Below are 16,420 nucleotides of genomic sequence, written 5' to 3'. Positions count from 1 at the left end.
CCCGCCGGCCCCCGCTGCGGACCAGCCGGGTACGTGGGGCCCGCTACAGCAACAGCTCGACGACCCCCGCGAACCCCTCGCTCCCGTGCCCCTGCGCCACCCGCCGCTCCATCAGCGCCAGCACCGGCGCCCACAGCTCCGGGCTGACCCCCTGCGCCCGCGAGACGTCCCCGATGGCGTCGTGCGAGACCTGCATGGCCAGGGGTGAGCCGGTGACCGAGTAGTCGCCGGAGTCGATCTGCTCCGCCATCTCGGGCAAGCCACCGGTCATCGCCTGGAGCCACGGCACCAGCAGCGTGCTCGTGAACTCGGCGACCGGTCCGCCCGCCGAGCGGATCAACGCCGCGGCGTGCGCGAAGCCGCCGAACATCCCGTACATCCCGCTCAGCAGCGCAAGATCGTTGAGCGGTGCGAGCCCCGGATCCTCGCCCAGGTAGACGCTCCGCGCGAAGGAGTCCAGCAGCCCCCGATACGTGTCGAAGACCGTCCGGGACCCGCTGTACAGCACGAACGCCTGCGGCGTCGCCAGCATCTCCGGGACGGCCATGATGCCGCCGTCGAGGTACTCGCCCCCGAGCGCGGTCACCCGCTCCGCCATCTCCCGGGCCTCCTCGGGCGACCCGTTGGTCACATTGACCACCACCCGCCCCTGCAATCCACCCTGGCCGCCGGCCTGCTCCAGCAGCGGCCCGACATCGCCGTAATCGAGGATGCAGACGATCACGACCTCACTGCCGTCGACCGCCTCGGCCACCGATCCGGCCTCCCACGCTCCCCGCGCCACGAGCCCCCCGGCCTTCCCCGGCGTACGGTTCCACACCCGCACCGCATGCCCGCCCGCCAACAACGCCCCGGCCAGCGCGCTCCCCATACTCCCCAGCCCCAGCACCGCAACACCGGTCTTCTCCACCGACACGCCACAACTCCCCGTCTACCTGGTTACTCGCGATCTCTCGCTTCGATCTGGCGACCTCTCGCTCTCGCGATCAGTCTTGGCCCAGGCGAAAGGAGGGACAAGTACCCACTTTTTAGTGCGTACTTACCTGGAGGTGGCTGACTTACCTCCAGGTGAGCGAGGCACGGAGGCAGAACCGACATCTGCCTCCCCCGCCGCGAGACCCGCCCCCGTACCGGACGAGCCCCAGCCCGGCATGCACCACCACCGCGGCCAGCATCACCACCGCGGCCAGCACGGGAGGGTCCTTGCGCGGGCCGTGGGCGCACGCGAAATACAGCGCCGCGGTGCCCGTCCGCCACTGCGACGAAGCCGGGGCCCCGGGCCGCCTGGGGTGGCGGTGGGGCCCCGGTGGGGCGGGGGTCAGGCGGTGGCCGGGACGCCGGGGTGGTCGGGGGACGGGGTCCCGGCGGGGGTGGCGGGGGTCGGCTTGCGGAGGCTCTTGAGGAGGAGGACCAGGGCCGTGCTGACGCACGTGCCAACAGCGATGGCCAGCAGGTACAGCAGTGGCTGGCCGATCAGCGGGACGACGAAGACGCCGCCGTGCGGGGCGCGCAGGGTGCAGCCGAAGGCCATCGACAGAGCGCCGGTGACCGCGCCGCCGACCATCGCGGAGGGGATGACGCGCAGCGGGTCGGCGGCCGCGAAGGGGATCGCGCCCTCGGTGATGAAGGACGCCCCGAGCACCCAGGCCGCCTTGCCGTTCTCCCGCTCGGTCTTGGTGAAGAGCCGCCCGCGGACGGTCGTCGCCAGTGCCATCGCCAGCGGCGGGACCATACCGGCGGCCATCACCGCGGCCATCACCTTCAGGCTGCCCTCGTTGGGATTGGCGAGGCCGCCGACGGCGAAGGTGTAGGCGACCTTGTTCAGCGGGCCGCCCAGGTCGAAGCACATCATGAGGCCGAGCAGCGCACCAAGGATGATCGCGTTGGCGCCGGTGAGCCCGGACAGCCAGTCGGTCAGCCCCTTCTGCAGTGCGGCGACCGGCTTGCCGACCACCAGGAACATCAGGAAGCCGACCAATGCGGACGACACGAGCGGGATCACGACGACCGGCATGATGCCGCGCAACGATGCCGGGACGTTCAGGCGCTGGATCGCCATCACCACCCCGCCCGCGAGGAGACCGGCGATCAGACCGCCGAGGAAGCCCGCGTTGATGGTGAGCGCGATGGCCCCGCCGACGAAGCCGGGGACGAGTCCGGGCCGGTCGGCCATGCCGTACGCGATGAAGCCGGCCAGTACGGGGACGAGGAAGCCGAATGCGACGCTGCCTATCTGGAACAGCAGGGCCGCCCAGCTGGCGGACTCGGTCCAGAGGAAGTGGTCGGCGACGGACGGCGCCTTGTTGATCGTGTAGCCGCCGATCGCGAAGGCGAGCGCGATGAGCAGACCGCCGGCGGCGACGAACGGAACCATGTAACTGACGCCGGTCATCAGCCACTTGCGCAGGCGGGTGGCGTAGCCGTCGGCGGCGTCGGCGCCCCTGTCCATGGGCGCGGCGGGGCGCGCGGTCGTGCCCGGCTCGCCGGTCCCGCCGGTCCCGCCGGTCTCGCCGGTCTCGCCGGTCATGCCTCGGGCGGCCTTCTCCCTTACCTCGGCGATGAGTTCGGCGGCGCGGTTGATGCCCGCCTTCACCCCGACGTCGACGGTCGGCTTGCCGGCGAACCGCTCCTTGTCCCGTACCTCGACGTCATGGGCGAAGATCACGCCGTCCGCCTCGGCCACCAGCTGCGGATCGAGCCGCTTGAACCCGGCCGAGCCCTGCGTCTCGACGAACACCTCGACGCCGGCGGCCCGTCCGGCCTTCTCCAGCGACTCGGCGGCCATGTAGGTGTGCGCGATGCCGGTGGGGCAGGAGGTGATGGCGACGATACGGAGGGGGGTGGGGGCGGCCGCCGGCGCCGGAACGGCCTCCGGTGCCAGGTCTGCCGCCGACTCCGCGGCGGCCGCAGGCTCCGGAACAGCCGCAGGCTCGGAGGCAGCCGCAGGCTCGGGGACGGCCGTCGGCTCCGCAACGGCCGTCGGCTCCGGAACGGCCGTCGGCTCCGGAACGGCCGTCGGCTCCGGAACGGCCTCCGGTGCCAGGTCCGCGGCCGGTTCCGGAGCGGCCGTCGGCTCCTCCGGTGCCGCGGTCTCCGCCGCTTCCTCCGGCGTCTCGCCCCGTATCAGCGCCGCCGCGCGGCCCGGCTCGGCGGCGGAGCGCAGGGCGCCGGTGAAGGACTCGTCCATCAGGTGGCGGGCGAGGGTGGAGAGGATCGACAGGTGGTCGGCGTCCCCGCCCGCCGGGGCCGCGATCAGGAAGATCAGGTCGGCCGGGCCGTCCGGCGCCCCGAAGTCGATCCCGGCGGCGCTGCGTCCGAAGGCCAGCGTCGGCTCGGTGACGTGCGCACTGCGGCAGTGCGGGATCCCGATCCCGCCGTCCAGCCCGGTCGGCATCTGGGCCTCGCGTGCCGCCACGTCCGCGAGGAAGCCCTCCAGATCGGTGACCCGGCCGGACGCGGCCATCCGCTCGGCCAGCGACCGTGCGGCGGCGTCCTTGGTTGCTGCGGACAGGTCGAGATCGACCAGGTCCGCGGTGATCAGCTCGCTCATCGCGGGCTCCCTTCAGTACCGGCCCGAGCGCCTGCCGGGCGACCGACCCTCGCGAACAACACGTCGGCGGACGGCCACACCACCCCGTACCTCGCACCGGCCCGGAGTCGTATGACACCCACCCGCCCGTTCATGACACCGGCTCCGTCAGCCGCCGGTCATACGGCACCTCATCGGTGGTCATGACCGCCGCCGGGGCCAGATCCCGCGGCGTCGGCATCTGGCTGCCGGGAAGTTGGACGGCGGCCGCGCCGTGCGCCACCGCCGCGGCCAGCGCGGCCGTCCCCGTCCCGCCGGCCGCGAGGAACCCGGCCAGCGACGCATCGCCGGCCCCCACATTGCTGCGGACCGCGGCGACCGGCGCGCTGCCGAAGTGGGTGCCGTCCTCGTCGACCAGCAGCTGGCCGTCCGCGCCCAGCGAGGCGAGGACGGCGCGGGCGCCGCGCGCCCGCAGTTCCTCGGCGGCCTTGACCGCATCGCCCACGCTCGCGAGCGGACGGCCGACGGCCTGTGCCAGCTCCTCCGCGTTCGGCTTGACGACGTCCGGGCGTTCCCGCAGGGCCGCGGTCAGCGAGGGGCCCGACGTGTCCAGGGCGACCCGGGCCCCGGCACCGTGCGCACGGGCGACCAGCTGCGCGTACCACGCGGGCGCCAGCCCCCGCGGCAGGCTGCCGCAGCAGGCGATCCAGCCGGCGCCCGCCGACCGCTCGCCGACCGTCGCGAGGAGCGCCTCCGCCTCGTCGGCGGACAGCTCGGGACCGGTCGCATTGATCTTGGTGAGGGTGCCGCCGGGCTCGGCGACCGAGATGTTGGAACGGGTCTGGCCGGCCACCGGTACGCCCGCCACCTCGATCCCCTCCGCGTTCAGCAGCCCGGCCAGCGCCGCACCCGCGGGACCGCCCAAGGGCAGTACGGCGAGGGTGCGGTGTCCGGCGGCGGCGAGCGCCCGGGAGACGTTGACGCCCTTGCCGCCGGGGTCGATCCGGTCCGCGGTGGCCCGGAGCACGGCCCCGCGCTCCAGCGCCGGGATCTCGTACGTACGGTCCAGGCTGGGGTTGGGCGTGACGGTGAGGATCATGGGCCGCCTCTCCGCCGGGCTCACGGACGTCCCGGAGGAGCTGAGGGACCTCTCGGCGGGAATCATGCGCGCACCACTTCGGTGCCCGCGCGCTCGATGGCGAGGGCGTCGTCGGGGCTCAGTCCGGTGTCGGTGATGAGCAGGTCCACGTCCGAGAGGTCGCCGAAGCGGGCGAAGTGCCGCTGCTCGAACTTGCCGGAGTCGGCGAGCAGGACGACCCGGCGGGCGGCGCGGATCAGCGCCCGCTTGACCGCGGCTTCCGCGAGGTCGGGGGTGGTCAGCCCGCCGTCGAGGGAGAAGCCGTTGGTCGCCAGGAACAGCACGTCGGCGTTGATCTCGCGGTAGGCGCGCAGCGCCCAGTCGTCGACCGCGGCCCGGGTGCGGTGCCGGATCCGGCCGCCTACGAGGTGCACGGTCAGCCCCGGGTGGTCGGCCAGCCGCGCGGCCACCGGCAGGCCGTGGGTGACCACCGTGAGCTCGGCCTCCAGCGGGATCTCGGCGGCGAGCCGGGCGGCCGTCGTACCGGCGTCCAGGATCACGCTGCCGAAGCTGCGGCCGCTGCGGGACCCGCCGCCGTGCTCACCGTTCTCATGGCCCGGGAGTTCGGCGAGCGCGGCGCGGGCGATGCGCAGCTTCTCGTCGGCGGCGACGGCGTCCCGCTCGGCGAGGTCCGGCTCGAAGTCCAGCCGGCCGGCGGGGATGGCACCACCGTGCACGCGGCGCACCAGACCGGCCCGGTCCAGTGCCTTGAGGTCGCGCCGTACGGTCTCGGCGGTGACCTGGAATTCCTCGGCGAGGGAGAGTACGTCGACCCGGCCGCTCTCACGGGCCAGTCGCAGGATCTCCTGCTGCCGCTCCGGTGCATACATCGCGTTGGTGTCCGTTTTCCTGCCCGAATCTGTGGTTTCACTGCGATGCTACGCCCACACCTTGGTGAAGTAAACAGACTCGGGCGACGATCGGACTCAAACAGACACACCCAGGGAGAGGAACGGAGACACGTCCGGGCACCCCCGGCGACACAAAGGAGCCCCGACGCCGCGAAGGGCACCGGGGCTCGTCCTGCTTGCCGGGGGAGGGGTTTGCGTGGTCGTTGCCTGTTTCCGTGGGGGTATGCGGCTTGGCCGTGGGGTTACGCGGCCGCGTCGAACCCCGTGTCGTGCGCCATCCGCTTCAGCTCCAGCAGCGCGTGCTTCTCGATCTGCCGGATCCGCTCGCGGGTGAGGCCGTGCTGCTTGCCGACCTCGGTCAGCGTGCGCTCGCGGCCGTCCTCGATGCCGTAACGCGCCTTGATGATCGACGCGGTGCGGTGGTCGAGGCGGTCGATCAGGTCCTCCAGCTCCTCGCTGCGCAGCAGCGTGAGGACCGACTGCTCGGGCGAGGCCGCGGAGGTGTCCTCCAGCAGGTCGCCGAACTGGGTGTCGCCGTCGTCGTCCACCGACATGTTGAGGCTGACCGGGTCGCGCGCCCAGTCCAGTACGTCGGTGACGCGGGCGGGCGTGGTGCCCAGCTCGCCGGCGACCTCCTCGGGCTCCGGGTCGCGGCCGTTCTCGCGGTTGAACTCGCGCTGCACCCGGCGGATCCGGCCCAGCTCCTCGACGAGGTGCACGGGCAGCCGGATCGTGCGCGACTGGTCGGCGATGGAGCGGGTGATCGCCTGACGGATCCACCACGTGGCGTACGTCGAGAACTTGAAGCCCTTGGCGTAGTCGAACTTCTCCACGGCCCGCACCAGGCCGGCATTGCCCTCCTGGATCAGGTCGAGCAGCGGGAGTCCGGCACGCGGATAGCGGCGCGCCACCGCGACGACCAGCCGCAGGTTGGAGCGGATGAAGACGTCCTTGGCCTTGGCGGCCTCCGCGGCCAGCGCCTCCAGCTCCTCGCGGCTGGCACCTGCGGCATTGCCGTCGGTGACCTCACCGTCCAGGATCTGCTGGGCGTAGACACCCGCCTCGATGGTCTGGGACAGCTCGACCTCCTTGGCGGCGTCGAGCAGGGGCGTACGCGCGATCTCGTCGAGGTACATGCCGACCAGGTCGCGGTCGGCGATCTCCCCGCCTACGGCGCGAACGCTGTGGGCCCCGTCAGAAGCGCTGGTGCTGCTTTCCTGACGACGGGCGACGGCACGGGTTGCCATGCGTGTGCTCCCTTTGCGATGAGTCGGTCGCGGGACGGTGGGGCGGGCCGGCTGGTGCTGCGACGTGCGCCGATACCGGGTGGGCATCGACTGCGATGCTTGCCGAGTGGCCCGTCCGAAGGAAACAACGGCTGGAATCCGGACAGAATTCCCACTCGGCGCGCCTATTTTTCTGATCATGCAGTACCCTGCCCCCTCACCGAGGGAGGTCGCATGCCGGTCGGGCAAGGGGAAGTGCAGGTCAGAGCGGGCGTCGAGGCGGACCTGCCGGCCCTTACGGATCTTTACAACCACTACATCCGTGAGACTCCGATCACCTTCGACCTGGAGCCCTTCACGCCTGAGGAGCGCCGCCCCTGGCTGCTCTCCCACCCTCAAGACGGCCCCCACCGCCTTCTGGTTGCGCAGGTACCCGCAGAACGGACAAAAAACCCACACGACGAACCGGTCCGGGAAGGTGCGGCTGCGGCCCGGCGCCCGGACCTGGCCCCGGCGCCTGCCCCGGAGGCCACTCTGCTCGGCTACGCGACCAGCAGCGCCTTCCGCCCCAAGGCGGCCTACGCCCCGTCCGTCGAGGTCACCGTCTACTGCGCCCCGGAGGCCGCCGGCCGTGGCGTCGGCACGCTCCTCTACGAGGCCCTGTTCGAGGCGCTGGCCAAGGAGGACGTGCACCGCGCCTACGCCGGCATCACCCAGCCGAACGAGGCGTCCACCCGCCTGCACACCCGCTTCGGGTTCCGCCCCATCGGAACGTACACGGAGGTGGGCCGCAAGTTCGGCCGCTACTGGGACGTGGCCTGGTACCAGAAGGACCTCGGCTGATCGGCCTGCCGCCCGCCTCTGAGCAGTCCGACGACCGCCTCTCATCGGTGCGGCGACCGCCTTTCATCGGTGCGGCGACCACCTCGTAGGTCACCCGGCAGGTCACCTCGTAGGCCATCTCGTACGTCACCTCGTACGCCACCCCGTGCGGCTCCTCGGCCGCTCCGGTTGACGCGGCGGCCCCCCGGGTGTCGCCTGGATTGAAGGCGTGCCGGGAAAGCCGTCGACGGCAAGGCGCCCAGGCACGGCACGTGAACGGCACGCAGGCATACGGGAGTGGGCCCGGGGACGCGGGCCCAGGACCCGTGGGGCGATCGAGAGGAGCCCGCCATGGACCAGCACGCCCGCCGGCACGGCGCGAGGGCCGCCCGTTCACACGGCGAGGTCGAGGTCGAACACGGAGCGACCGCCGGCCCCGGCCCCGCGGACCGCACCGCGGGAGACTCGAAGACCTCACGCCTGGCGGCCCTGGCCGAGCGCGTCCCGGCCACCGTCACCTGGCCGGTCATCGCGGCAGTCACCTTCGGCCTGTTCACGATCTTCCGCACCCACACCGCCGGCACCAAGGGCGGACCGGCCCTGCTGTACGGAGTGGCCGCGGCCGTGGTCAGCGGCGCCCTCGGACTGCTGCTCGTGCGCTACCAGTCGTCCATGCTCACCGAGACCCGGGCGCTCTCCTACGGCGCGCTCTTCGGACTGTCGATGGGCTGGGTCTACAGCCTGGGCGGTGAGCCGATCCTGAAGTCCTGCATCTTCGGGTTCATCATGGGCGGGATCATGTTCCTCTCCGCCCTGTACCTCTTCCGCGCCCACAGCGCCCGCGAACCACACGGCCGGCACCGCCGGCGCCAGGCGGACACCACCCGCCACCGGCGCCTGCCCGCCGCCACACACTGACGCTGGGCGGGCCCGGCCCCACCGGGCCCGCGCCGGCGGAGCGCCGGCAGGGGCGAGCCACCTCACCCCACCCGCAGCGTCGCGTCCTGCGACGTCCTCCGTATCCACTGAGCCGCGGTGCGCCGTCCCGCCGGAGGGTGGCCAGCACGTGGTGCCGGTACGCCCCGAATCGCGCCCCCACCCGGCCGGCCAGCTCGGGCACCGCCTCCTCGGCCGCCGACCAGGCGACCCCGGCGATCGCCGCGTCGCCTCGCCTCGTCCGGCCGTGGTTCAAGCCGTCACTCATACCTCTCATGCCGTCGCTCATGCCGTCGCTCATGCCGTCGCTCATGCCGTCACTCTCCCCCCGATACCCGACACCTCCTGTCGGGATTTCCGCGTCAGTTCCCCTCCGCGCCTCTCCCCCGCGTCCGCCCCGCACCGTCCCGCACCGCAGCCTTACGACCAGCGCAGTAAGCCCAAAGCCCGTTACGTTCCCGCCCGCGGCCGACCTAGCCTCGGGCCATGGCCACGACGAGCGGCACACTCGACGAGGCGTTACAGCGCCTGCACGCATCCGGCCCCGAATTCAAGGGGTTCCTGAGCAACCACGGCCCGATGGCCATCGAAGCGATGGTCCGCAACGGCCAGGCCCGCACCGTCCACCGCTGGCTCGACACCTACGAGCACAAGCTGGAGGACGTACCGGTCGCCAAGGCGGCCGTCACCGACGCCAACTGGCAGCAGGCGCTGGGCGAGACCGCCCGGGTCACCGACTGGACCGCGTACTTCGCCGAACGGGTCGCCGAACGGCCCTGGCGGGACGTCCTCGCCGAGTGGTGGCCGCGGCTGCTCCCCGGTATCGCGGGCGCCGCCACCCACCCGGTCATCCGCCTGGGCCACGCCGTGCGCAGCCTCCTGACGGAGGGTGAGAATCCGCCGCGCCTGGCCGAGTTCGCGCACGCCCTCGGTTACTGGGCCGCCCGGCACCTGCTGCTCCCCACTGCCGTACGCCCCACGGGCCGCGCCACCCCTGCCGAGGCGCTGGCAGCCGTGCCCCGTATAGCCGACCAGCGGGTGGCGCCGGAACAGGGCTATGCCCAACTGCCCGAAACGGACGGCTGGTTGGCGACGGCCGAGTCGCTGCACGTCCCCGAGGACCCGGAGGCCGCACGGGAGGCACTGACCGCGCTCGTCCGGGCCGCCACGCTCAACTACGGCGAGTACGGCCACGGGAACGGCATCATGCTCGTCCACGCCGCCACCGCGCCGAACGCGGTGCTGCGCATCCTGCCCGCGCTCCCCCGGGAACTCTGGGCGGCCTCCTTCACGGTGGCCTGGGCCGCGACCTCGGCGATCACCGCCATCTACGCCGCGGACTCCCCGCGCCGGGCCCCGGACGCCGGCTCCCTCACCCCCGAGGAGGTCTTCGCCCGGGCGGTCGCCAACGGGAACGAGCACGCGATCAAGTTCGCCGACACCGCGCTGGACGTGGCCGCGGGCGCCGAGGACGGCGACACCCGCGCCCTGTCGGCGGCCCTGAACGCCGTGGAACTGATCGACGAGGACGACTGACCCACCCCTGATCACCCCTCGTCGAGCGGCCCCGGACAGCCCGCTCGGCCGTACACACTCAGTCGCACCCGCGCACCCGCGCATCCGTAGGAGCCCGGCCGCACCCGCGCAGCCGTACGAGCCCGGCCGCACCCGCGCGGCCGTCCGCCCTCACCCGTACTGCAGCGACCGCTTCGCCAGCCCCATCCAGAACCCGTCGATCACGCTCCGCCCGCTGTCCAGCTGCCCCTGGGCGTCCGCGGCCCCCAGGGTCACGAACAGCGGCGCGAAGTGCTCGGTGCGCGGATGCGCCAGCCGTCCGGCCGGAGCCTTGTGGAGGAAGTCGAAGAGGGCGTCGAGGTCCTGGGCCTCCAGGGCCTGCCGGCCCCAGTCGTCGAACTCCGCCGACCAGGCGGGCGCGCCGTCATGGGACTGCCGCAGCGCCGCCAGGTTGTGGGTGAAGAACCCGCTGCCGACGATCAGTACGCCCTCGTCGCGCAGGGGGGCGAGCCGGCGGCCGGTCTCGTACAGGAGGCGCGGATCGAGCGTGGGCATCGAGAGCTGGAGGACCGGGACGTCGGCGTCCGGGTACATCTCGACGAGCGGGACGTACGCGCCGTGGTCGAGCCCCCGGTCCGGGAGGTCCGCGACCGGGGTGCCGGCCGTCCGCAGTGTCTTCCGTATGCGCTCGGCCAGCTCCGGTGCACCGGGGGCCGGGTAGCGGACCTCGTAGTAGTGGCGCGGGAATCCCCAGAAGTCGTACACGAGCGGCACGGTCTCGGTGGCGCCGAGGGCTATCGGGGCCGCCTCCCAGTGCGCGGAGATGATCAGCACCGCCTTCGGGCGCGGCAGCTGCGCGGACCAGGCGGCCAGTTGGCCGGGCCACAGCGGGTCGTCGGCGAGCGGCGGCGCGCCATGGCTGAGGTAGAGAGTCGGCATTACGGACATTACTTCTCCACGGCGTCACACTGGCGGTAGTCGGTGATGCAGAGACATCCGGCCACCGCACACCCTATTGCTTGAATCTTCAAGCATCAGTTGCCAGTCTAACCCGACGTTGTTAAAACTTAAATAACTCTCCTAGCGGTGAGAGAGTGAATGGCATGAGCAACGAACCCGCACCCGAGCCACGCTGGCTCAGTGACGAGGAGCAATACGCCTGGCAGTGCTACCTCCACGCCACCACGCTCCTGGAGGACCACCTCGACCGTCAGCTGCAGCGTGACGCCGGTATGCCGCACGTCTATTACGGGCTGCTCGTCCAGCTCTCCCGGGCACCGCGGCGCCGGCTGCGGATGACCGAGCTGGCCCAGAACGCCAAGATCACCCGCTCCCGGCTCTCGCACGCGATCGCCCGCCTGGAGAAGAACGGCTGGGTGCGGCGCGAGAACTGCCCGTCCGACAAGCGCGGCCAGAACGCGTACCTCACGGACGAGGGCATGCGGGTGCTGGAGAAGGCCGCCCCGGGACACGTCGCCGCCGTCCGTGCCGCGATCTTCGACCGCCTGTCCCCGGAGCAGGTCGGTCACCTGGCCGAGATCTGCCAGGTGATGACCGAAGGACTGCAACCCCAAGGCGCCGACCTCCCCTGGCTCCGCTGACCCGTCAGCGGAACCGGAGAAGGCCGGCGCCCGTGAAAGCTCCTTGCCACCACGCCGCCCCGTACGGGACGGATGACTCCGCCCGTTCGGGACGGATGACCCGCCCCCGAGGGAGCGGGTCACCCGTAAGAGCGAGGTAGGAGTCCGGTAAGAGCCGGCGCGGAGCGCCTCAGTGGGCCATCACCGGGACCGGGACCTCCTCCGCGCCCTCGGCCGCGTTCTCGGCGTCCGCCGAGGAGGCCACCGGCGAACCGGCGCCCGGACGCCCGGTGTTGATGAGGGTGAAGGCGATCGCGCCGGCCAGCAGCAGGATGCCCACCGCCCACCAGATGGCGGTGCTGTAGCCGTGCACCATCGACTGGAGCTTCAGCAGGTCGCGGGAGTGCGCACCGGCCGCGTGCGAGGTGGCGTACGCCGTGGTGGCGCTCGCCGCGATCGTGTTCAGCAGCGCCGTTCCGATCGCGCCGCCCACCTGCTGCGAGGTGTTGACCATCGCGGAGGCGACACCGGCGTCGCGCGGCTGGACCCCGTGGGTGGCCAGCGACATCGCGGGCATGAACGCGGTACCCATGCCGAGGCCCATCAGCAGGAAGCCGGGCAGGATCAGCGCCGGGTAGGACGTGTCCAGGTCGATCTGGGTCAGCACCAGCATGCCGGTCGCGGCCACCACGAAACCGGGGGCCATCAGCAGCCGCGGCCGGATCCGGGTCATCAGCCGGGCACCGATCTGCGTCGAGCCGGTGATCATGCCCGCGATCATCGGGAGGAAGGCCAGACCGGTCTCGACCGGCGAGTAGTGCTTCACGATCTGCAGGTAGTAGGTCAGGAAGAGGAAGAGACCGAACATCCCGATCACGGCCAGGCCGAGCGACGCGTAGACGCCGGCGCGGTTCCGATCGGTGACCACCCGCAGCGGCAGCAGCGGGGCCTTCACCTTGGACTCGACCAGCACGAAGGCCAGCAGCAGCACGGCGGCCGCGGCGAACAGCCCCAGCGTCGGGCCGGCCAGCCAGCCGTCGGACTCGGCGCGGGTGAACCCGTAGACCAGCGAGACCAGGCCCAGCGTGGCCAGGACGACGCCCGGGACGTCCAGCCGGGAGGGATTACGGCTCCCCGCGGGCTCCCGGACGACCAGGTAGGCACCGGTCGCGGCAACCACGGCGAACGGGATGTTCACGAAGAAGGTCCAGCGCCAGTTCATGTACTCGGTGAGCACACCGCCGAGGATCAGGCCCACGGCGCCGCCACCACCGGCGATCGCACCGAAGATGCCGAACGCCTTGGCGCGCTCCCTGGCCTCGGTGAACGTCACGGCGAGGAGGGAGAGCGCGGAGGGCGCCAGCAGCGCGCCGAAGACGCCCTGCAGTGCGCGCGCACCGAGCAGCACGCCCTCGTTGGCCGCGGCCCCGCCGAGCGCCGAGGCGATCGCGAATCCGGCCAGTCCGGTGATGAAGGTCCGCTTCCGGCCCCACAGGTCGGCGACCCGCCCGCCGAACAGCAGCAGCCCGCCGAAGGCCAGTGCGTAAGCGGTGATCACCCACTGCTTGTTGACGTCGGTGATGCCGAGGTCCTTCTGGGCGGAGGGCAGCGCGATGTTCACGATGGTCGCGTCGAGGACGACCATCAGCTGGGCGAGGGCGATGAATATCAGCGCTTTCCAGCGCCGGGGATCGACGGACGGGACGGTTTCAGGCATGGCGGGATCCACCTAGTGGCGTGCGAGCGAACAGGAGCGGAGTACAGGACGGAAGGAGAAGAACAGGAAGGAAGGAAAAGAACGGGACGGGACGAACGGGAGGGTCGAACGGAGAGGGGGCGAGGGGTTACGGGACGGTCGAGCGGGCGAGGACGGGTGGCGCGGGGACCTGTGGCGCGTCAGGCCTTCCGGCGCCTGAGGTCCTCCAACGTGGCGGCGCAGCCGGGGAGTTGGGAGCGGGCGGGGGCCTGCAGGCCGTCCAGGAACAGTTGCAGGTGCCGGTGCACGAACTTGTCGAAGTCGACGCAGGCACTTCCGGGCAGCGGCCGGGTGAGCTGGGTGATCGCGACCATCAGATCCCCGACGGCGATGTCGGTACGCAGCTGGCCGCTGTCGCGCGCGGCACCCATGAGGGCCTCGACGGCCGCCTCCAGGCGGTCGCGCGCGGCGACCAGATCGGGGTGGTCACGGTCGATGCCGTCGGAGAGCAGCGGGCACAGGGCCCCGATCTTCTCCCCCACCGCAGCGTGGACGAAGCGCCTCAGCGCTCGGAAGGCATCGGACTCCTCGACAAGGACGGATTCCGCCCGGTCCGCGGTACGGGACATGACGGAGAGCGTGACGTGGTGGATCAACTCCAGGCGATCCGCAAAGTGACGATAAAGCGTCGCATTGCCGACCCCCGCACGTCGAGCGATTTCGTCGAAGGGGACATCGGCCCCGAACTCGACCATCGTCTCGCGGGCGGCCGCGATGATCCGCTCCCGATTGCGCAGCGCGTCCGCCCGCAGCCGGGGTGACGCCGTACCGCGCTTCGCCTTCTTGACGCTCGTGGCACTCGTGGCGCTCGTGGCGCTCGTGGCGCTCGTGGCGCCGGCAGCTACGGCCATCCGACTCACCCCTTCCGGCTTCCGACGATTCCAACCGGGGAAACCCTCCCCGCTTCGACCGAACGACTGGTTAAACGGGGAACCGCTCCCCGGATATTTCACGCCGGCATGTGACCTGCCACACACGGCCGCGGCACCCGCCTCCCGCCCCCTCTCGCGCTGCCAGGTGGCCCCGTGCCTCCGATTGATGTAACTCCGCGCGCGAGCGCTCACCCCGCGTCCCAAGGTGATCGTTATGAAGCTCAAGGCATCCGCGGTGCTGGCCGCCGGTGCGGCCACCGCGGCGGCGGCCATAGCGCTGGGTTCACCCCCCAACGCCGTGGCCATACCTCCTGGGCCCGGCGCCCGGCCCAGCGGCCCCTGCGCGCTGCACGGCATCGACAACGACGTCGCCGAATCGGCCGACACCCCCGCCGGTTTCGCCCGCTCGTCCGGCGTCGTACGGGCCCTGACGCTCTTCATCGACTTCCCGGACGCCCGCGCCACGATGCCGGCCAGCGCCCGCTTCGCCGAGTTCTTCCCGGCCACCACGGACTTCTTCCGCACCAGCTCGTACGGCAGGCTGACCTACCTGCCGATACCGCTGTTCCGGTGGATCCGGATGTCCCGGCCGCTGGCGGCGTACGGCATCGAGCGCGGCACCAACTTCGACCCGGCCTCGGACGGCGGCTATCACGCGCTGTCGCAGGAGGTCGTGCGCGCCGTCGACCCGGTCGTCAACTTCCGCGACTACGACGTCATCAACGTCATCGCGGCGCCCAACGCGGGGCCGCCGGCCACCCGTACGGTCCTGTCGGTCACCTTCAGCGGGGGCGACCTGGGGCTGAAGACGGCCGACGGGGTGCCGTTCCGGAACGCGTCCTTCATCTGGAGCCGGCAATCCGGGCTGAGCGCCTTCCGCGTCCTCAACCACGAGAACGCGCACAGCTTCGGCCTGCCCGACCTCTACTACACGGACGACCGCCCGGAGCCGCCGCCGGTGGGCCACTGGGACCCGATGGACGAGGACTGGGGGCCGAACAACGACTTCGTCGGCTGGCACAAGTGGAAGCTCGGCTGGCTGTCGCCCTCACAGGTGCACTGCGCGCCGCCGCACGGCACGCCCGGCGAACACACCCTCACCCCGGTCTCCACCCCGGGCGGCACCAAGATCGTCGTCATCCCGACCTCGCCGCACAGCGCCCTGGTGGTCGAGGCCCGCAGCCGCGGCCTGCTCGACCCCGCGGTCTGCCGGCCGGGCGTCCTGGTCTACCGCGTCGCCACCGACGTCCCCTCGGGCCGCGGCCCGCTCCGCATCGTGGACGCCACCCCGCACAGCGGCGGCTGCTACCGGGAGAGCCCCTACGTCGACGCGGAACTGACCGACGCCACCTTCCTCCCCGGCGAGACCTACGCCGACCACACCACCGGGGCCGCGGTCACCGTCCTGACGGAGAACCAGGACGGCACCTACCGCGTCCGCGTCACCCCGGCCCGCGCCTGAGCCGCCGCCCCCGCCGGCCGGCCCCAGGGAAGGCCCCCTCATCAGGCACGGGGCCCGTCAGGCAAGGTCCCCCTCCTCCCGCCAGTGCTGCCGCCCGATACTGATCAGCCGCAACTGGCGGCGCGCCGTACGCACCACCTGGTCGGCGGCTCCGGGCGCCCCGTCCTCCTCGGCGTCGAGCAGGGCTGCGGCCGTCGTGACCAGCCGGTCCACGTACAGCTCGGCCAGCATCCGCACGTCCTCGTCGCGCCACCCGTCCGAAACCGGCTGCGACTTGAGCGCCGCCGCCACCTCCTCGGCGAACCGGTCGAGTTCGTCCGCGATGGCCTGCCGTACGGCCCGTACGCCGCCGTGCCGCTCGCGGGCGATGAACCGGATGTGCAGCGGGTAGGCCCGTACGTGCCGCTCGACGACCGCGACCGTACGGTCTATTCGCTCCTCGGCGCCGTCCTGCTCGGCGAGGATCGCCCGCACCATCACGTGCAGGCTGCCGAGCGCCTCCTCGACCAGTGCGACACCGAGCTCCCCCAGGTCCTTGAAGTGCCGGTAGAAGGCGGCCGGGGCGATGCCCACCACCCGCGTCACCTCCCGCAGGCCCAGGCTGCTCAGGCTCTGCTCCGCCAACAGGCCGAGCGCCGCGTCGAGCAGTGCCTGACGGGTCTTCTGTTTCTGGGCCTGGCGTGCCCCAAGAGTGTGACTCATGTCATCCAGTAAACAACCGTTCTCTTAACTT

Annotated in this window: 14 protein-coding genes and 1 pseudogene; 5 read left to right on the top strand and 10 right to left on the bottom strand. The window is 71.8% G+C overall.

Annotated features, from left to right (window positions below):
- Nucleotides 1-43: 43 nt before the first annotated feature.
- The 5 genes from AB0G35_RS06640 to AB0G35_RS06620 form a co-directional block, all read right to left on the bottom strand.
- A complete protein-coding gene (locus AB0G35_RS06640; protein WP_360944740.1) occupies nt 44-916 on the bottom strand; it encodes an NAD(P)-binding domain-containing protein in 873 nt (290 codons plus the stop codon).
- 402 nt (nt 917-1,318) lie between these two features.
- A complete protein-coding gene (locus AB0G35_RS06635; RefSeq protein ID WP_360944737.1) occupies nt 1,319-3,550 on the bottom strand; it encodes a fructose-specific PTS transporter subunit EIIC in 2,232 nt (743 codons plus the stop codon).
- A 130-nt stretch (nt 3,551-3,680) separates the two neighbouring features.
- Nucleotides 3,681-4,628 (bottom strand): 1-phosphofructokinase, encoded by a 948-nt coding sequence (gene pfkB / locus AB0G35_RS06630; RefSeq protein ID WP_360944734.1) that lies wholly within the window; start codon nt 4,626-4,628, stop codon nt 3,681-3,683.
- Nucleotides 4,629-4,690: 62 nt separating this feature from the next.
- Nucleotides 4,691-5,497, bottom strand: coding sequence for a DeoR/GlpR family DNA-binding transcription regulator (locus AB0G35_RS06625; RefSeq protein WP_360944731.1), 807 nt, complete (start codon nt 5,495-5,497; stop codon nt 4,691-4,693).
- Between the two features lie 263 nt (nt 5,498-5,760).
- A complete protein-coding gene (locus tag AB0G35_RS06620) occupies nt 5,761-6,765 on the bottom strand; it encodes a sigma-70 family RNA polymerase sigma factor (RefSeq protein WP_360944728.1) in 1,005 nt (334 codons plus the stop codon).
- Between the two features lie 213 nt (nt 6,766-6,978).
- On the opposite strand from AB0G35_RS06620, the gene AB0G35_RS06615 reads away from it, so the two are divergent.
- Complete coding sequence (locus AB0G35_RS06615; RefSeq protein ID WP_360944725.1) at nt 6,979-7,587, top strand: N-acetyltransferase family protein; 609 nt, start codon at nt 6,979-6,981, stop codon at nt 7,585-7,587.
- 330 nt (nt 7,588-7,917) lie between these two features.
- Nucleotides 7,918-8,484: a hypothetical protein gene (locus tag AB0G35_RS06610; protein ID WP_360944722.1), complete on the top strand. Its 567-nt coding sequence runs from the start codon at nt 7,918-7,920 to the stop codon at nt 8,482-8,484.
- 103 nt (nt 8,485-8,587) lie between these two features.
- On the opposite strand, the pseudogene AB0G35_RS06605 reads toward AB0G35_RS06610, so the two are convergent.
- Nucleotides 8,588-8,770: pseudogene (locus AB0G35_RS06605) on the bottom strand (hypothetical protein); the annotation flags it as partial.
- A 218-nt stretch (nt 8,771-8,988) separates the two neighbouring features.
- Between AB0G35_RS06605 and AB0G35_RS06600 the strand changes: the two are divergent.
- Entirely contained in the window at nt 8,989-10,038 is a 1,050-nt protein-coding gene (locus AB0G35_RS06600; RefSeq protein ID WP_360944719.1) for a questin oxidase family protein, read from the top strand.
- A gap of 150 nt (nt 10,039-10,188) precedes the next feature.
- On the opposite strand, the gene AB0G35_RS06595 is transcribed toward AB0G35_RS06600, so the two are convergent.
- Entirely contained in the window at nt 10,189-10,965 is a 777-nt protein-coding gene (locus AB0G35_RS06595) for a class III extradiol ring-cleavage dioxygenase (RefSeq protein WP_360944716.1), read from the bottom strand.
- Between the two features lie 155 nt (nt 10,966-11,120).
- Here AB0G35_RS06595 and AB0G35_RS06590 point away from each other — a divergent pair, with 155 nt between their 5' ends.
- Nucleotides 11,121-11,618 carry a MarR family transcriptional regulator gene (locus tag AB0G35_RS06590; RefSeq protein ID WP_360944713.1) on the top strand — a complete coding sequence of 166 codons (498 nt, stop codon included), beginning with the start codon at nt 11,121-11,123 and terminating at the stop codon, nt 11,616-11,618.
- Between the two features lie 169 nt (nt 11,619-11,787).
- On the opposite strand, the gene AB0G35_RS06585 is transcribed toward AB0G35_RS06590, so the two are convergent.
- Together AB0G35_RS06585 and AB0G35_RS06580 are read right to left on the bottom strand one after the other, a co-directional pair.
- Nucleotides 11,788-13,314, bottom strand: a complete 1,527-nt coding sequence (locus AB0G35_RS06585) for an MFS transporter (RefSeq protein ID WP_360944710.1) — start codon at nt 13,312-13,314, stop codon at nt 11,788-11,790.
- A gap of 179 nt (nt 13,315-13,493) precedes the next feature.
- A complete protein-coding gene (locus AB0G35_RS06580) occupies nt 13,494-14,204 on the bottom strand; it encodes a TetR/AcrR family transcriptional regulator (protein WP_360944707.1) in 711 nt (236 codons plus the stop codon).
- A 235-nt stretch (nt 14,205-14,439) separates the two neighbouring features.
- Here AB0G35_RS06580 and AB0G35_RS06575 point away from each other — a divergent pair, with 235 nt between their 5' ends.
- A complete protein-coding gene (locus AB0G35_RS06575) occupies nt 14,440-15,687 on the top strand; it encodes a M6 family metalloprotease domain-containing protein (protein WP_360944705.1) in 1,248 nt (415 codons plus the stop codon).
- 57 nt (nt 15,688-15,744) lie between these two features.
- Here the strand turns inward: AB0G35_RS06575 and AB0G35_RS06570 are convergent, their stop codons facing one another.
- Complete coding sequence (locus AB0G35_RS06570) at nt 15,745-16,389, bottom strand: TetR family transcriptional regulator (protein WP_360944702.1); 645 nt, start codon at nt 16,387-16,389, stop codon at nt 15,745-15,747.
- Nucleotides 16,390-16,420: the final 31 nt, after the last annotated feature.

It is taken from the genome of Streptomyces sp. NPDC021749 (genome assembly GCF_040640655.1).
In the GTDB taxonomy this organism is placed as follows: domain Bacteria; phylum Actinomycetota; class Actinomycetes; order Streptomycetales; family Streptomycetaceae; genus Streptomyces.
Note: the sequence above shows the minus strand (reverse complement) of the source record. Positions and strands in the feature narration are given on the sequence as shown.